The sequence below is a fragment of the Kitasatospora sp. NPDC056184 genome (assembly GCF_042268405.1).
Classification (GTDB): Bacteria; Actinomycetota; Actinomycetes; order Streptomycetales; family Streptomycetaceae; genus Kitasatospora.
The window spans coordinates 21,800-38,944 of sequence record NZ_JBHJUI010000044.1 but is presented as its reverse complement, the minus strand read 5'-3'; the positions used below and the strand labels follow the sequence as shown (position 1 = coordinate 38,944).

The 17,145-nt window shown below is 72.1% G+C and carries 15 protein-coding genes; 12 read left to right on the top strand and 3 right to left on the bottom strand.

What is annotated here, in order from left to right:
• The coding region (locus ACFC0B_RS39830) for a hypothetical protein (RefSeq protein ID WP_376098032.1) at positions 1-276 on the bottom strand (276 nt) is incomplete at its 3' end.
• Between the two features lie 143 nt (positions 277-419).
• Between ACFC0B_RS39830 and ACFC0B_RS39825 the strand changes: the two genes are divergently transcribed.
• The 11 genes from ACFC0B_RS39825 to tpg all read left to right on the top strand — a co-directional run bounded on the left by ACFC0B_RS39825 (position 420) and on the right by tpg (position 11,505).
• On the top strand, positions 420-569 hold the full coding sequence (locus ACFC0B_RS39825; RefSeq protein WP_376098029.1) for a hypothetical protein: 150 nt from the start codon (positions 420-422) through the stop codon (positions 567-569).
• The gene (locus ACFC0B_RS39820) at positions 566-1,588 is read left to right on the top strand and encodes a hypothetical protein (RefSeq protein WP_376098026.1); all 1,023 of its coding nucleotides are present in this window, start codon (positions 566-568) and stop codon (positions 1,586-1,588) included. Before ACFC0B_RS39825 ends, ACFC0B_RS39820 begins: the two co-directional genes overlap by 4 nt.
• Before the next feature lie 531 nt (positions 1,589-2,119).
• A complete protein-coding gene (locus tag ACFC0B_RS39815) occupies positions 2,120-2,341 on the top strand; it encodes a hypothetical protein (RefSeq protein ID WP_376098023.1) in 222 nt (73 codons plus the stop codon).
• Between the two features lie 81 nt (positions 2,342-2,422).
• A complete protein-coding gene (locus tag ACFC0B_RS39810; protein ID WP_376098020.1) occupies positions 2,423-2,728 on the top strand; it encodes a hypothetical protein in 306 nt (101 codons plus the stop codon).
• Between the two features lie 225 nt (positions 2,729-2,953).
• Complete coding sequence (locus ACFC0B_RS39805) at positions 2,954-3,160, top strand: hypothetical protein (RefSeq protein WP_376098017.1); 207 nt, start codon at positions 2,954-2,956, stop codon at positions 3,158-3,160.
• A gap of 645 nt (positions 3,161-3,805) precedes the next feature.
• The gene (locus ACFC0B_RS39800) at positions 3,806-4,723 is read left to right on the top strand and encodes an AAA family ATPase (RefSeq protein ID WP_376098014.1); all 918 of its coding nucleotides are present in this window, start codon (positions 3,806-3,808) and stop codon (positions 4,721-4,723) included.
• Positions 4,724-4,974: 251 nt separating this feature from the next.
• Positions 4,975-6,528: a Mu transposase C-terminal domain-containing protein gene (locus ACFC0B_RS39795; RefSeq protein WP_376098035.1), complete on the top strand. Its 1,554-nt coding sequence runs from the start codon at positions 4,975-4,977 to the stop codon at positions 6,526-6,528.
• Between the two features lie 249 nt (positions 6,529-6,777).
• Positions 6,778-7,281 (top strand): AAA family ATPase, encoded by a 504-nt coding sequence (locus tag ACFC0B_RS39790; RefSeq protein ID WP_376098011.1) that lies wholly within the window; start codon positions 6,778-6,780, stop codon positions 7,279-7,281.
• Between the two features lie 149 nt (positions 7,282-7,430).
• Positions 7,431-8,369 (top strand): hypothetical protein, encoded by a 939-nt coding sequence (locus tag ACFC0B_RS39785; RefSeq protein WP_376098008.1) that lies wholly within the window; start codon positions 7,431-7,433, stop codon positions 8,367-8,369.
• A 292-nt stretch (positions 8,370-8,661) separates the two neighbouring features.
• Positions 8,662-10,947: a telomere-associated protein Tap gene (tap, locus tag ACFC0B_RS39780; protein WP_376098005.1), complete on the top strand. Its 2,286-nt coding sequence runs from the start codon at positions 8,662-8,664 to the stop codon at positions 10,945-10,947.
• Positions 10,948-10,956: 9 nt separating this feature from the next.
• Entirely contained in the window at positions 10,957-11,505 is a 549-nt protein-coding gene (gene tpg / locus ACFC0B_RS39775; protein WP_376098002.1) for a telomere-protecting terminal protein Tpg, read from the top strand.
• A gap of 544 nt (positions 11,506-12,049) precedes the next feature.
• On the opposite strand, the gene ACFC0B_RS39770 is transcribed toward tpg, so the two are convergent.
• Both ACFC0B_RS39770 and ACFC0B_RS39765 read right to left on the bottom strand, forming a co-directional pair.
• On the bottom strand, positions 12,050-12,604 hold the full coding sequence (locus ACFC0B_RS39770; RefSeq protein WP_376097999.1) for a hypothetical protein: 555 nt from the start codon (positions 12,602-12,604) through the stop codon (positions 12,050-12,052).
• Positions 12,574-15,636: an NACHT domain-containing protein gene (locus ACFC0B_RS39765; RefSeq protein WP_376097996.1), complete on the bottom strand. Its 3,063-nt coding sequence runs from the start codon at positions 15,634-15,636 to the stop codon at positions 12,574-12,576. Before ACFC0B_RS39765 ends, ACFC0B_RS39770 begins: the two co-directional genes overlap by 31 nt.
• Before the next feature lie 588 nt (positions 15,637-16,224).
• Between ACFC0B_RS39765 and ACFC0B_RS39760 the strand changes: the two genes are divergently transcribed.
• Positions 16,225-17,145 (top strand): hypothetical protein, encoded by a 921-nt coding sequence (locus ACFC0B_RS39760; RefSeq protein ID WP_376097993.1) that lies wholly within the window; start codon positions 16,225-16,227, stop codon positions 17,143-17,145.

Below are 17,145 nucleotides of genomic sequence, written 5' to 3'. Positions count from 1 at the left end.
CCTTCCCCCCTTCTTTTTTCTTGTGGGTGTGGGGGTGTTGTTTTTTTTTAACCCCCCCCCCCGCCCCCCCCGGCCGAGCCGTCCCGGCCGGGACGGCTCGGCCGGTTCGACGGCGTCGCCAACCCGAACGGCTCGACCACCGCGCTGCGCGCCGACGTCCTTGGCGCGCTCGGTGTTCTCAAGGTCGCCACCGCCGATCAGTTGCAGTGGCTGCTGCGTCCGGGGGCGGTGTCGAACAAGATGGTTCGGCAGGCGCTCGGTGATCTCGCGTTGCACGGCATGGTCGCCTCCGACGGCAACACCCGGGACCGGCGCAAGACGTGGCGGTGGCCGGGTTGGACGCGGTCGCCGCCGTGCTTGGGGATGGTCCGCTCGGAGATGGGCGGTACCGCCCGGGGCGCTCCGGCGCCCGGCTCGCGATGGCGGTCAACGAGACCGTGCTTGCGTTCGTCCTCGGCGGCCGCGCGCCCGGGGCCGCGGGCGGAGCGGGGACGGTGCGCTCCTGGCCGACCGAGACCGAGTTCCCGCTGCCGGGCGGCCGGCGGAAGGTGCGCCCGGACGGCGTGTGACGGGCCCCGGAGATCGGGGTGCCGGTCCTCATGGTCGAGGTCGACCGCTCCACCCTGGCCCCGGCCGACGTCGCCGCGAAGTCCCCCGCTACCGCGAGCTGTTCCGCACCAGGGTCCGCGACAACGACCCGGCCCTCGCCGACCAGGAGCCGGCCGAGCGGACGGTGCACTGGTGGCGCCGCACCTGGCCCGGCCACACCCGGCCCGGGTACCCGCCCGTCGCGCTGGTCGTCACCGGCGCCGGACCCCTCGCGCTGGCAGGCCGGCAGCAGGCCGTCGCGGACCTGTCCGCCGACTGCTGGCGCGGCCGGTGGTGCAGAGAGGTCCGCGACGACAACGACGACGGCTGGCGCGAGTACGACGACGCCGTGCCCATCGTCGCGACCACCCTGGAGCTGCTGGCCGAGCACGGGCCGCTCGGGCCGGTGTGGTGGCGCTTCGGCCGCTCGGGCCGGCACTCCCTCGTCGAGGCCCTGGAGAACCCGGACGACCGGGCCGCCTACGACCTGCGCCAGGCCGCCCGCAAGGACGCGCAGCAACGGGTCCACCAGGAGCTGATGGACTCCCTGCTCTGCATCGACTGCGGCGACATTCCCGAGGAGGAGAGCAGCTGGGAGTACGGCCCCGATGGACGACAGGTGGAGTGGACCCGCCGCCCCGGCGGCCGCTGCCGGCCCTGCCACCAGGACCGCGAGGAGAGCCTGGAACGGGAGACCGAAGAACAGCTGGAGGCCGCCCGCACGGCCAACGCCGCGCTGCGCCCGTGCTGGACGTGCCGGGGCTCGATCGGAGGGAAGGCGGGCTCGGAGCTGGAGCTGCGGGAGAAGGCGGGCCCTGACCGGTTGGAGTGCCCGCAGTGCGCGGCCGATCGGGAGACGGAGGAGCTGGGCCTGTTGGTGCTGCCCGCCCCGACCAGGCGCGAGCAGGTGGCAGCCCTGGTCTCCGCTCCGGACGATCCGTGGTGGGAGGACCGGGTGCTGCACGCCAAGCTCTACCCGGCGAGGGGCCGTCGGGTGTGACCTGAGTAGCCGTGGTGGGGGAAATGGCCTTGATCGCGATCTTATCTGGACCACTCGGTCGGCGGCTGACGAGCCTGGTCGGCGTTGGTGGACCGGCGAGACCGGTGACTTGGATACGCGCTTTCTGCCGCAGACCCTCAGCTGGGGGATGTCCCGTCAGCGGGTTTCACTGAAGTATCCGAGAAGGTATTTCTTGTAATTCGCGCTAACGGGGGAAATGGAAATTGATGCGCTGCTGCGGCGTTCTTTCCGAATGTGCATCATCTGGGCATTTGGGGGCTAATGGCCGGTTCGAGTGCGGCGGTGGTCGCAGGATCTGGCTACCCGCTTGCCCGCCGGAGTTCTGGTGGCGACCCCAGTGACTTGGCTGCTCGGATCCTTGACAGGGAGCCTGCTGCAGCGGCGGCTCGGGCCCTTGCCCAGACTCCACGGCCTAACGCAATGCATGGGCGAGCGTTCGGGAATGTCCCTGGGCGCGCGCGTTAACACGCCATGGCCTAGAATGAAATAACACTTCTTGAAGGAGGAGCAATGCGCGGATTCCACTGCGTAGATCCGGCGCACGGCAGAATCGATTTCACCGGAGCGGATGACGAGGAGCTGTTCGGAAATATCAAGGCACACGCCGCCGAGGCTCATCCTGCGCTCACCGAAACCCAGATCAGGGAAATGATGGCTGGCGCCGACTGGTGGCGGTCGATGGCGACATCTGGAAACAACGCAGGGTCATCGCCGTCCGCCCACGACAAGTAACGCGCCGCCGACCGGTACGCCGACGCCGGCCACGAGAGCGCCTACGCCACCGCGGCCGACGGCCTGGCCGAGCGGCAGCGCGTGCGCGACCACGCCGCCGAGACCGGGGCCGAGCGCTACGACCCCGACCACGACACCGCCCTCCAGCACGCGCTGCGCCGTGAGCGCCACCGCCGGGACATCGCTGAATGCGCCCGCGAGGCCGCCCACCAGGCCCGGCAGACCACCGATGCCGCCCACCGCCGCCTCGCCGGCCCCGCCCCGCTGCCCAGCCTCTCTACACCGCCCTCGACCGCGCCGGCCTCCACGCGCTCACTGACGACGACCACCAGGCCGTGCGCGACCTCACCCGCCACGTCGACCCCGCCACGCTGCGCCAGGTCGTGAGCTGGCTGGAGCGCACCCGCGTCGCGGCCTTCGCGTTGCGCGGCACCGGAGCAGTCCCCGCCCGTCCGGCCCGTCGTACGGCGTCGCCAGTTCTGACCGACCGTACGGGCCCTTGGAGCCCGCTGCCCCTTCCGTTGCGCGCCCCAGCCAGTGACCCCCGGGCTGGGGCGCGCTGCTTCGTCGTCAGCCCGCTGTCCACAGCCGACCTCGGCCAGGGTGGCGGCCATGACGACGACGAAGAAGACCACAGCGCCCTGCCAGGCCCACGACGCCGACAGCTGGGGCAACTGCCCGGTGGCAGAGCTGCGCACTGTCCGGACACGGCTCCTGGTGCTGCTGGAGCGGTACGCCGACGGACCGCTGAACCTGGACTACCGTTCAGCCCGGACAAGACCACCCAGCGGGCGATCCGCCTGCTCGCGGCCCTCCTGAACGTGCCTCCCAGAGCCGTACGCCGCCGCGTCCGCGGCTCCCGGTGGCCCGCCGGCCGCAAGCTGTGCCAGGCGGTGAACCACCGGACAGAGGAGGAGTTCTGTCCCGCGCGCCTGGCCGAGCGGGCAGCGAAGCAGGCCCGCGCGGAAGCGGCGGACGCCCGGCGCCGAGCCGCGCGTGCGAGCCACGGAGAGAAGTAGCTCATCCCCCACCGCAGGGTGTGACCTGTTGGCCGGTGTTGGCGCGAAATGGCCTCTCATGCCGTGTTGTCTGGACCTTTAGTTGTGCCTGTTGGGGGTGTGCGATTTCTCGGGTTGGTGTCAGTACTGGTGAGAGGTTGATGGTGGTGCTGGTCCGAGGGCCGGGTTCGGGCTGGTCGGGTGGGTAGTCGGGAGTGGTGGTCTGACTGTCGTGGGGGTGAGAGATCTGGTGGTGGGGCGCTGTCGTGGGGGTTGTATCTCATCGTGGCTGCCGCTGTCTCGGGTTCGAGAGATCTGATGCCTTCTTCAGGGTGGTGTCGCTTGGATCTGGTTCATGGGCGACAGCGGTGGGGGTGTGGGGCGGGGGTTGCCCCGGGCTTTGGTGGTGCGGCGCCTGGTGGAGCGCCAGGCGGTAGGTGAGCTGACATCGCGGCATGTGCGGGCGGTGGCTGACACGGTGGGTGTGTCGGTGCGGACGGTGTGGCGTTGGCTGGCGGAGGCGAACGCGACCGGCGAGGTGGACGGCAAACCTGCCCGCCAGGGCTACACAATGTCGGACCGGACGTGGGCGCTGCTGGCCGCGGCGGGTGGGAACGTCGCAGAGCTGCACCGCCGGATGCTGGCCTCCGGTGAGGAGGGGGTGCCGCCGTTGGGGACGTTGCACCGGGTGGTGCGCCGTGACCGCCTGGCGGGCCGGGTGCTGGTCATCGAGCGGGAGCCGGGTCTGGCCGAGCCGCTGCGTACCGATCCGCTCGCCGAGTTGGGCCTGGCGACGGTCAGTGGCGCGGGGCTTGGTGGGCAGGTGTTCCTGCGTGAGCAGACCCGCCTGGCTGCGGTGCTGGTCCTGGTGCCCGGCGCGCAGGTCGTCGTCACATCCGTGGTCGCGTCGGTGGTGCAGCGCGTCGCGCACGTCGCGGCGGACCTGACGCTACTCGAGGCGCTGCGCAGGCCCAGGGTCCTGGTCCTGGACGAGGCGCAGCGCCTGCCCGCAGCCGCGCTGGAGTTCCTGCGGCAGCTGTGGGACCACCCGGACACGGACGTGGCGCTGCTCTTCGCCGGTGCGGGGTCCGAGCGGGCGCTGCGCAGGGTGCCCGCGCTGGCGTCGAGGGTGCTGACCTGGGAGCTGGTGCCGCGCCTGTCCCCGGCCGAGGTGGGGCCGGTGATGGAGGCGTTCCACCCGCTCTGGGGCCAGGTGGCTCCCGGGGACGTTGCGTGGGTGGAGGAGCACGTCGGGCACGGCAACTTCCGGACCTGGGCGAAGGTGACCTCGCATCTGACGGCGGAGGTCTACGGCCAGGCCCGCCCCGTAGTCGACCGCCGCCTGCTGGAGCGGGTCTGTGCCCGCCTCACCGGACCGTTGTGACGGCCCCGCCGGACCCGCACTCCCGGGAGGCCGGCACCACAACCGCCGCACCACGTGAGACAGGGCCGGGAAGCCCCTCACCCCGGCTTCGAGGAAGGCAGGAGAGCGTGAGCGACCATTCACATCCCGAGCCCGGATCCGGCGGGGCCGCCCACGGTGGCTGCGAAGCCGCCGGCGGCGCTGCCGGCACCGGCACGGCGGCCGGTGCCGTTCTTCCTCGGGCGACCCTGGCCGCGCTGCGCGGACCGGCGGTGCGCCGCCTGCTGGCCCTGCGGCAGGAGCGCGCTCTGACGGCCCGACAGGTCCGGCTGGCCGCCCGGCACCTGGCGGTGACCGAGCGGACGGTGTGGCGCTGGCTCGCCGCGGCCGAACGCGACCCGGCCGCGGCCCGCGAACCCGGTTCCCGCGCCGGGACCAGCACCCGCTTCACCGTCACACCCGAGGTCCGCCATCTGCTGGCCTTGTGGAAGGGCAACGTCGCCGCGGTCCACCGCGAGCTGGCCGTCCTGGCCGCCCGCCGGGACCCGCCCGGCCGCCCGCCGTCGCTGCCCACCCTGCACAGGGCGATCCGGCGGGACCTGAGCGCGGGGGAGCGGGCGGGACTGGCGGCGGGGGAGCGGGCGGCCCGCAAGCACGACGTGTTCCTCACCCGCCCGCGCGGGCACCGCAACGCCGTGTGGGAGACCGACCACAAACAGGCCCCCGTGCTGGTGCACGTCGACGGCCAGGCCCGGCAGCCGTGGATCACCTGGTACGTCGATTGCGCGACCAACGCGATTGCCGGCCTCGCCGTGACGCCCGGCCGGCCCTCCCGCGAATCCGTCCTGGCGGCGCTGCGCGCCGCCGTGCTGCGCACCGGCCCCTACGGCCCCGTCGGCGGCCTGCCCGCAACCGTCCGCATGGACCGGGGCGGTGACTTCCTGTCCCGCACGGTCACGGCCGCCTTCGAGCTGCTGAAGGTCGAGGTCGAGGATCTGCCCGCCTACACCCCGCATCTGAAGGGCACGGTGGAGGGGCTGAACCGTTCGGTGGAGCGGATGCACCTGGCGGCGCTGCCCGGCTACGTGCACCAGCCCCGCCCGGGCCGCCGCCCCCGCCCTGCGGACCGCCACGGCCTGCTGTCCTTCGAGGAGTTCACCACCAGCCTGATCGCCTGGGTGCTCTGGTGGAACACCGAACACCGCCCGGCCCCGCTCGAGGGCAGGACTCCGCTCGAGGCGTGGCAGGACGACCCCGCGCCCGTGAGGGACATCCCGCCCGGGGACCTGTGGACGTTCACCCTCGAGGACGACCGCGCCGAGCCCCGGCCGGTGACCACCCGCGGCGTGAAGTTCAAGAACCGCTACTACGTAGCCCCGTGGATGACCGGCCGCACCGGCACCCGGGTGCGGGTGCGCCACATGCCCCACCACCGGCACGAGATCGAACTCTTCGACCCCACCACCGGCCGCCACCTGGCCACCGCCCACCTCTCCGACGAAGCCACCCCCGAGCAGATCGCCGCGGTCCGTCGCGCCCGCACAGCCCGCACCCGCCGCCTCAAACGCGACCTCGAACAGGCCCAAGCCCAGCGCCACGAGCGCTACGCCGCCGCCACCCGGCCCGAGGCCCCACGAACGCTGGGCACCCTCACCGCCGCCGAGGCCGGCCGCGAACTGGCCACCTCCACCCACACCGACCTGGCAGCCCTCGCCCGGCCCGACCTCGTCCCGCCCACCGCCCCGCCCGGGCACTGGAACACCCCGCCCGGCCTACTCACCACCACCCGAACCGCCACCGAAGCGACCCGAAAGCCGACCCCGTGACCGGACTCCTCCCGCCCCAGGACAGCGACCAGTACCTGCGCCTGCCCGGCGCCCAGGTCGTCACCACCCGCGCCCTGCTCGCCGCCCGCGACAACCTCGCCGACACGATCAACGCCCGCGCGATGATGTGCGTCCACGGCGGCGCCGGCTTCGGCAAGACCCTGGCCGTCAACACCTGCCTGCGCGACCTCGACCCAGCCGAGGACATCCGCCGCATCACCTTCCGCGTGCGCCCCACCCCCCCGCGCCGTGCGCCACGAACTTTTCGCCGCCCTCGACCTGCCCGGCACCCCGCCCCGCGGCCCCAGCGAGTTCGACGCCCTGCTGCGCGAAGCCCTCGCCCGCACACCCCGCACCCTCGTCGTCGACGAGGCCCAGTGGCTCAGCGGCGAGGCCTTCGAGTACTTCCGCTACCTCTGGGACGACCCCTACACCCAGCTCGCCATCGTCTTCGTCGGCGGCGAAGGCTGCCACCAGGTGCTGCGCCGCGAGCCGATGCTCTCCTCGCGCATCTTCATCTGGCAGCACTTCACCCGCCTCGCACCCGAGGATGTCCAGGCCGTTATCCCGCTGTTCCACCCGGTGTGGGCCGGCGCCGACCCGGGGGACATCGCCTTCGCCGACCAGCACGCCGCCCATGGCAACTTCCGCGCCTGGGCCCAGTTGACCGCGCACGCGCGCCTCGGCCTGGAACGCACCGGCCGCGAACGCGTGGACCGCGAGGTCCTCGGCTGGGCGTTCAGCCGACTGTGAACCACCACCAGCTTCCCCCGCACCACGCAGCCGGCCGGGGAAGACCGAGGGCCGGGACCGAGGCCGACTGCGGGCGGTGCCGGCCACCTGCCGGACCGCTTGCGACGACGGCACGCAACCTGCCCGTCGACCTGCTGCTGGATCCCGCCATGGCCCTGCCGGCCGCACAGCGGCGCATCCTGCCCCCGGTGACGGTGGTCCTGGACCGCCGCGACGACGCCCGCTTCACCGCCGCCGCGCTCGCCGCCTCTCGGCCCCGGGCCGGACGCATCACCGTCCACCCCACCGTGGGCACCGCACGCACCGAAGTCCTTCTCCACGACCACCTCACCGCCCTCGGCAGGTCCATGGCCGGCCCCGGGGCGCGGGGCTTGGCCGACGAGGACCGGGCAGAGCGCGCGGTACGCGCTTGGATGTGGGCCGAGGGCATCCGCCACGTGATAGTCCTGCGCTCACACCTGCGCATCGATCTGCACTACCTGCTGGACCTGCACGCCGCCACCGGCTCCGCCCTCACCCTGGTCTGGCACGCCCCCGCTTTGAGGCGCGACATGGAACGCCTGCTGAACAGCCTTGACCACAGAGTCGTCGACACCCTCGCGGCCGCCCGCGAGGCCTTCCACGAACCCCTCGTCCGCACACCCGGTGCTCCGGTCAGACAGCCCTGCGCCCGCGGGCGGGTCCTGATCCCGGGCTGGGACCTGCCTGCCACGCTCCTACCCCCGGCCGTGGTCCGGGAGAGGATCCGCCGTCACATCGCCCACCCGCTCCACGCCGCCGCACTCACCGCGGCCTGGGCCACCGGCGCCTCATCACACCGTCTGCGTGGCGCGCGCCTGCAGGACCTCACCCCCTGCGGCGACGAACTGGCACTGCCGATGACGGTCTCGCCGGGCCCGGGGCCTGTCAGCCGCCACGGAACGCGGGAGGCCTTCCGCATCCCGGCCCGCCTGCGTTCCAACCTGCTCGCCGCGGCGCACTACCGCCGTCTGGCGGACACCAGGCCCAGTGCGAGGCTCTTCACCGCGCTTCACGCGGACCGTCTGAGTGCCCTGGCCGCTGCCTGCGGTCTGCGCGTCCCTGCCTGATCCCCGGCGGGGCCGGAGCGGGGCATCGGAGTGCGGTCGCGGCCGGCGGTACCGGGCGCTCGCCCGTGCCGGGTGGCGGGAATGGGGAGGGTAGGCGGGTGTGCAACCGGAGGCCGACGGCGCCGCGTTGCCCGGGAACAAGATTTCCCAAGGATAAGGATCAATCCCAAAGAAGCCGTTCCTCCTGTCTGAACATCACTGAAGAGAAGGACATATGGGAAGTTCAACACGCCTTCCGAAGTTTGATGTCAGGGTTAAAAACAGCTAGCCTGGGGGAGGAGGTGAGGTTCTGATGCCCACGCAGGAAGAGCTCTTCGCGGCGGTGGACGCGCTACTGAACGGCTCGGCCCCCCAACTGCCGGAGCCGACCGAGCGGGTGCGCCTTCGGGAAGCCGCCGCCGTCACGCAGACACAGCTGGCGAAGGCACTGCGCTCGACAGTGCAGACAGTGAAGAACTACGAAAACGGCCGCTCGTCACCCCGGCCGCCGCGCCTGGAGGCATACGCCCGCCTGCTGGAGGGCTGGGCCCAGCGGTACCCGGCCCCGGCCCCGGCCACCTCGACCGTCGCGGAAGTCCCGGAGGCCTTCACACCGGCGTCCATCTCGCCCATCTCGCCCACCTTGCCCGCCCCGGATGCTCCGGCGCAGGCCGCTCAGCTGCCCGCCGACGCGGTGAAGGAGACCACCGGGGACGCCTCGCAGACGCCCCCCGCTGCCCTGTCGGCCCGCCCCGCTACCAGGGCCCGCCCCGGCGCGCAGCCGCTGCGCCGGGCGGCGGGTCCGGCGCCGTCCTCCGACGACGGCCCGTTCCCGAACGGGCCGCTCGTGGTGCTGGACGGCGACGGCACCGCCTACGGTCTCGGCGGCCTGCTGTTGGAGTGCCCGGCGACCACGCTGGCGCAGCTGGTCACCTGGGCGCTGACCGAGTCCGGGCTGGGCACGGCCCGTCTGCACCGCAACGGCCGGGACGGCGACCCGCTTGTCGTGCTGACCGCGGCCGCCGCCGAGAAGTTCGGCCTGCCGGCCACATTGGACGACGACCCGGCGACCCGCCGCTCGCAGCGGCTGCCGGAGGACCATAAGGTGGTCAAGGCGCTGGCCCGCTCGAAGTGGCAGCTCACCCGCCGCGGCTTCGGCCCCTGGGCGCGGATCTACCGGCCGATCAAGGACGGCCGCCGGCAATGTGTGCAGCTCGCGATCCTGCCATGGCGGGCCCTGGACACCCGGGCCTGGGGCGCGGCCGCCGATCTGCCGGCCCCGGACCTGGCCCGCGTGCTCGGGATCTACGCCCAGCGCGTCATCACCCCGCGCGGCTCCACCGCCACCTGCGGCCTGGAGCTGATGACCGCGCTGCGCCCGCCGACGAGGGCGGTGCGTGACGAGGCGACGGGCGGGTGGGTGTCCGCGCCGAACCCGGGCGCGCTGACCGAGGTCCACGAGGCGGCGCCGCCGGAGGTCCTGACCGAGCACCCGGCCGCGCAGGGCTGGACCGGCGGGTTCCTGGACGAGGAGTCGTACCAGTGGATCCGGCCGGTCGAGACGCTCTCCGAGGCGGAGATGGTGGAGCCGTTCGCGGTGGGCATCGACATCAACACCGCCTACCTCGCCGCCGCCGCCCGCCTGAGCGTCGGCCTGTCCGGCCCCATCCACGTGACCAACCCGGTGTTCGACAAGAAGACGCCAGGCTCCTGGTTCGTCGACCTCTCCCACATCCCGACCGACCCGCGCCTGCCCTCCCCGTTCACCCCCACCGGCAAGCCCCCCGCGGGCCCGGCCTGGTACACCACCGCCACGGTCGCCTACGCCCTCGAGCTAGGCCACGACGTCGCCCCGATCGAGGCCTACCTGCGCCAGAAGGCCGGGCCCTACCTGGACCCGTGGCACGACCGGCTCCGCGAGGCCTACGTCACCACCATGGCCGAGGCCGGCATCCCCACCGACAAGGACACCGACGAACGCGCCTTCCTTGCCGCGATGACCGCCCACCGCCTCCTCAAGACCGCGGGCACCGACCTCGGCGCGCTGCGCACCGCGCTGGCCGCCGAGGGACTGGGGCACCTGGCGGAGCTGGGCGACGACCAGCTCGCCTCGGCCGTGTGGCGTCACCACCAGATCGCCATGGTGCTCTCCGCGGTGAAGTCGACGGTGAAGTTCGGGATCGGCAAGCTGCGCGAGCGCCCGCAGGGCCTGACCTACAAGCCGGGGGAGCCGTGGTCGGCGCTGGAGCGGCCGACCTGGCGCCCGGACATCCGGGCCGCGGTCATCGCCAAGGCCCGGGTGAACATGCACCGCAAGATGGCCAACGTCGCGAAGGCGAACGGCCGCTACCCGCTCGGCGTCAACAACGACTGCGTCGTCTACGCCTCCCCGGGCGCCTCCCCGCTGGACTTCCTGCCGCTCACCGGCGCAGGCAAGGTCCTGCCCGGAACCTTCCGCCTCGGCGCCACCCCGGGCCTGTCCAAGGTCGAGGGCGTCCAGGCCATGCTGACCGTCGTCGACTGGCTCGAGCGCGACCAGCCCGTCAACCCGGCCCGCCACATCAAGGGCTACGACGCCAACGCCGTCGACGGGAAGTAGGAGCAGCCCGTGGAGGAGATCACCGACGCCATCGACCGGGCCGCGCCCGAGCACTTCACCCAGGGGCTGCCGAAGTCCGCCCAGGCCCAGATGCGGGCCCTGGTCAAGGCCGCCAAGGGCGACAAGAAAGCCGTCGCGCAGCGCCTGGGCGTCGACCCGAACACCGTGCGCCGCTACCTCAAGGGCCAGCGCAAGCACCCGCGCGCCGCGCTGCGCGAGGCCCTGGTCCGTGAACTCCAGAAGGTGTGGCAGCCCGGCATCCGCCGCCAAGCCCGCAAGAACGCCGCCACCACCGGCGGCATCACCGTGGAGGTGTGGGCCTACTTCGGCTACACCGCCCCGATCGGCACCACCGACGAGGCCCGCCTGCGCCACCTGACCGTCCACCTCCCCCCGCAGTGGGCACAGCAGCTCTTCGCCGCCCAGGACAAGGGCGCCAGCGACCAGAAGATGCGCGAGATCATGGCCCAGGCATTCCAGGAGAACTACTTCCGCGACAGTTCCGGCGCCCTCGAAGTCGAATTCACCGGCATCAAAGCGATCGACGTCCAGTACTGAACACCCGAGGCACGTAAGGCAGGCAGCGAGGCCGCTGCAGCTGGGCCGTCCTGTGATACCGAACCTTGACGGCTCGCCGCCGAAGGCCGACCAACGAGGTCCTCCGCCACCGAAGAATGACCGTGCAGGTCAGCGGGGGCACTGGAGCAGCCCGCGGGGGAGGCCCGGGCGATGGGGGCGCACGGCCAGAGCCGTTCCTGCGTGCGCGAGCGGGCCGGACAGGCACGATAGGCGACATGCCAGCACGCGAACTGTCCAGGGTCGACTGGAACGACCGACCCGTGGAGACCTCACCCATGGAGCGGACTCTTGCCGGAGGCCGCTACAAACGGATCGCCGGCGAGATCGCCGAGATCCGGGTGGCCGTGCGGCTCATGGCCGAAGAAGCCGACGCGGGCCGACCTGCGAATCGACCGATGCTGGTGGGCCCTGTGCGGGGCGTGCCCGCCGGCGGTCACGATGGGGCGACACCGTCCCAGGAGCGCGGGAACCGCCTGCGGGGCGTCAACCCAGGTGGTGGCACCTGCCGACCCCTGCTCAAGGGTCAAGCGGAGAAGAACCACCGTTCCTGGGCGGCGATGTCCGCGAGGAAGGGCTGGGAGGAGTGTCCTTGGCCGACGGTGATCGGGCCTGCCAGGACTTCCTGGGCTCCCCACACCCACTCCCGCGGGTACTCGGCAGGGCGGTCGACCATGTGCCGGAACAACGCGGCGGCGGACGGGGTGAGAGGTTGGAAGTCGTGGGCGGTCATGTGCGCTGAGGGCACCGAGGGGCCGCAGGCCCGCAACGCCTCCAGCCGTGCAGGAGAGGGGGCTCGCAGCATCCGTGCCGTCAGCACCGAGACAGCCGGCCAAGAGGCGCCTCCGTAGCGCGCCATCGTCACCAGGGCCGGCTCGCCGAGCCGCTCCAACGTGGGCCTGGTCCGGTCTGGGTCGTGATAGGCGAGCAGCAACGCCGTAGGCGCGCTCACCTCCTCGACCCGGCGCAGCACGTCCTGCGGCAGGACGGCGACAGCGGCGTCGAGCAGGTCGATCTGTTCCGAGACCACGGACGGGTCGGCGGCCGCCGTCAGGGCCAGTACCCAGGTCGCCCGTGACAACGGGTCAGGGTGGTCCTTGTACTGCTGCTCCCACCAGGAGCCGTCGAGGCGGTGACGTCGGATCTCCTGAAGGAGCAGACCGTAGTCGGCGTCCGGACCCAGGGCCCGGGCCCCCTTGACCGTGTTGCCGCCGGTGACGAAGACGTCCAGGGGGCGGCCGCGCCGATGACGGCGGCCTCCGCGGCGAGCCAGCACGGCCCGAAGACGGCGCCGACAGCTTGGGCGGTGTTGCCCCACAGCGCAGTGGTCCGGCGTTGGCCCAGGCCGCCCTTGGCGGCCTCACGTACCGAGCCCAGCCGGGAGTCCCACCGGACCAGGCGCTGCCAGGCCGCCCGCCGCTGGGTTGCCGACACGGTGAGGTCCTGGTGGGTCCCGGCCCGGTGGAACAGGTAGCTCTTGTCGGACGGCGCGGCCTTGTGGAGGAAGTGCTGCGGGGCCAGAACGCGTAGCAGATCAGCCGCGGGGCTTGTGCCGAGGGGCGAGGAATCGGAGCAGTGCCCGGCCAGGACCGCGGCCACCATGCGCTGCTCCGCCGCGGAGCCTTGCGCGGGCGCCAGGCCTGCTGTGACGGCGTCGGCCGCGCAGGAGATGCCCTCAAGCGCGAGGGACGGGACGGCCCCGGGAGTGAGGTGGTTCCCGGCCTGGGCGGTTGCCGCCAGGGCAAGCCACACTGCTTCACCCGGTCTGTCGGCCGCCGCGCGCAGGCGTGTCAGCCACCATGCCGTGAATTCCGGGGAGTCCTTCAGGAGCCGGGACGCCACCCTGACCCGGTCGTGGGCCATCACCGATTCCGGATCCTCGTCGACAGCCGAGAGCAGGGCGGCCGCCAGCTCCCGCCCCCCACGGTCCGGGGCGAGGGTCGGCAGGTTGTGGTGGTCGCGCATCTGGATGCTGAGCAAAACCACGCTCAGGTCGTCCAGGAACAGCTCCGCGGCCCGCTGCTGGGACCGCGGTCGGCTGCTGAAGACACCGTCCGCCAGCAGCGCCCACGTAGCCGTCAGCACCTGCAGAGGCTGCAGGCGGGAGTCCTTCTCGTCCTCCAGCGCCTCGACCAGCCCGGCGAGTTCGTTGGCACGCGCGAACCCGGCGTAGAAGCGGGCGGCGTTCGTCCAGTACGGGCGCCGCACCAGGTGCCGCAGCACCTGGGAGGTGTCGAACCTGCGCTGGTCCGCGCCCGCGTACTCGTACAGGTAGCGGGCGGCGAAGTACTCTCGCAGCGGTTGCACATCGAATTCGAACGTACCCTGGATCTTGCTGGTCAGCGCCCACACACGGTCCGTCACCGCGGTGAACAGGGACGGCACCAGGTCCGTGTTCTTCCGCGCGTCGAACAGGTAGGTGAGGATGGAGCGCTTCAGTTCCCTGAATCCGATCCGGCCGTTCCCGCTGCTCTTCTCCGCCTCCGCCTGCAGCAGCCACCCCAGGAAGGCGGTGACCTCCTCCAGGTCCTTGCGGTGCTCCTCGACCTGGGGGCTCTTCTCCGCCTCACGGTCCAGGAAGGTCTCCATGTAGGAGCTGTAGAGCTCGGTCCGGTTGGCGGGCACGGAGTTGCCGCGCTTGTGCAGCAGGTACAGCAGGATCGTCAGCTGCAGCGGGTTGTCCGCGAGCTGGTCTATATGGGGCTCGGCCGAGCGCTGGTGGAAGGTGCGCTCCAGCTCGCGCCGGTCGCGACCCGCCACCGACCGGGCGGCGGCCCACTTGCGCAGGTACGCGATGCGCAGGTCGGGTTTGAGGTGGGACAGGGCGATGGTCTCGTACTTCTCCGGCGAGGGCTCGGCCAGTGCGGCGGCGTTCGGGCGAGTCGTCACGACGATCTGGGGGACCACGACGCTGTGCTGCAGGCGGGCGGTGAAGTCGTCGATGTGCTTCACCACCAGGGCCCGTGTCCCGGCGTGCGCGACCTCGTCCAGGCCGTCCAGGACTACGAGCAGGGGCAGGCGCTGGGTGATGTCGTTCACTGTCGTGACGTCGGCCTCCAGCCCGCCGCTGCGGGCCCTCAGCAGATAGGCCAGGAACTCCTCCAACGACGCCTTGCGTCGCGGCGTCCTGCGGCCGGCGGAGGGCAGGCTCTCCTCCAATGGGTCACCGCCGTCGAGCCAGGCCGCGTAGTCCTTCAGGTCGACCCGCAACGGCACACGCGGGGCCGTCCCCACAGGCAGGCCTTCCAGCCCCGCCTGCTTCTTGAGGAAAGCGGCACGGTGAACCTGGCACAGGTACTGTCCGAGCGTCGACTTACCCTGGCCGGGCTCGCCACGAACCAGTGTGAACGGCTGACGGGCGGCCAACAGGTACCTCGCTGCGCCGCCGACGCTCTTCGCCTGCAGGTCCGGCGACCGCAGCGCGCGTGTCGACAGCGCCTGTGCCGCGCGGACCGCCTCCACGTCGACGAACAGTGCGGCGAGGTCGTGGGAGGTGAGTTCGGCCTGCTTGAACTTGACCTTCGCGTCCTCCTCCCACTGCGTCGCGAGAACCTTCATCACCAGCGTCCGCAGCCGGTGGTCGTAGGACGCGGCCTGCGCTCCCTCGATGAGGTAGCGCACCAGATCGTGGCCGGCCAGCATCTCGGAGAACGCCCATTTGAGCGCGTCGGGGGCGCTGTCGACCCGGGCGTCGATGTCCGCCCGCCACCAGACCTTCATCTCGACGCCGAACTCCTGCGAGTACGCCGAGAGCTGTTCATCGAGCCGGTCCATCGTGCCGCGCCTGGGTACCGCGGTTCCCTCGAGCGACGTCAGCACGTAGTACTGCCGGGCTCCGCCGGATACCAGACGCTCGATGCTCGCCCGTTCCTCCTTGATTGTGCGGGTCAGCCATGCGACCGGGTCCTTCAACGGCTTGCTGGTCCACTTCACCTGGAAGATCGTGGCGGGCTTGCCGTCCCGGGGCAGGACGCCGTCGCGTCCGCCGTCGCTGTGGCCGACGGGGTAGCACCGCATGTCCGGGAAGCAATGCGCCAGAAGGGCGTTGCACAGCTGCTGGAACGGCTTCTCGCCGAGCCGCTCGTAGTTGTACCGCCCCGCCTGCTCCGACACCGCTGTCCTTCTCTCCGCCCCCGGACCCCGGGTTGGTACAGACCCTACGGGATCCCGGTGACACGACGGCTGGCCGCCGGCGCCGCACCACCGGTCATGCGACGTGGGCAGTGGGGGCGGGTACGCGGGTCATCGAGAAGGAGTGGCAGAAGCGTCCCCTCGCGGACGGTGGCACTGGCACGCACATCGTTCGGGCGGGGATCGGGGTCTTGCAGGCCGGGGGAGGGGACAGCGGCGAGGGGAAGGCGGCAGCGCCGGGGCCTGACGGTACGGCTACGGCGACCTGGTGGAGTTCCGTCTCGCGCGGGTACGGCCGCGCCCGACAGCACCGCAGATCCGCACAGACTCACCGGCCGACGCGGCGCACGCTTCCGGGCCACCTGAGCCGGCGCTGTCCCGGCCCCCGCGGCCGTGCGGCCGCACGGCAGGCCCAGTGCGGCGCGTGGCCGGCCGAAGGGGGAGCATGCCGGTGGACTGGGCGTGGCGCTGGCACGGAACCGGGCGCCCGCGCTAGCGTTCGCGCGTGCAACGTGCGGTGCCCCGGCCACAGTTGGCCGCGGGGCGGCCGACAGCGGAAGGAACTGCGACATGGGTCAGGACATGACGGGCGACACGGCCAGCGCGGGGAACGCGGTGGTGTTCACACTGAAGGAGCTCTTGGTGGACGTCGCCACAGGAGACGCGACGGTTCCCCCGGCATGGGAGAGCCGCTGGGGTCCCCAGGACGAATGGAACCCGCCCCCCTCCTCCGCGTCCGCGCTGTTGGGCACGGCCGTGCCGCACCCCGCGGTACTTGCACTGGCCGGCTCGCTGTCCGCGTCCGCGACCGGCATGGACGCCGAACTGCGGGCCGAGGCCATCGGCCTGGACAGGGTGCTGGTGGTGTACCGGGAGCGCCGTTTCGCCCTGGGCCTGGCCGACGGCGGCTTCACGGAACTGTGCCGGCACCCGGGCTGTGAGGACGGGATCCTGGACGCCGAAATCCCCCGGTGTGCACCGCACTTGTCCGCCCTGGACCTGTACTCACTGGTGAGGAACGTACGGGCCTGGGCCAGAACGTGCCACGCGCCGGGCGAACCGGAGTGCAGCAGCCCCGGCCGGCCCGTCGAGGAGCTGATGAAAGCCGCTGTCACGGCGGCGGCAGGGAAGATGGTGGCCGAGGCGATCGTGACCGCGGCCTTCGACGACCCCGACGCGATGGAACAGCAGGACGTCCCCGCCGAGTACGCGGACATCCTGCGCACCCGCCATGCCATGGACCGTGAGCGCCTGCGGCTGTGGGAGACGGGCCGGCGGGAAGGACAACGGCTTCGGGAAGCGGCGGACGGCTGCGCCGCATGCCACCGGGATCTGAGCTGGATCGACGACGGCTTTGCCGCCGGCGCCTACCCGGCGTTCCGCCCCGGCTACTGCTCGGCGGCCTGCGACCCGCTGCCGCCGGCGCGGGAGCGCTACCGGGAAGCGGAGGAGAACTGGTCAGTGCAGTCGTGTGAGAGCCTTCCCTTCTGA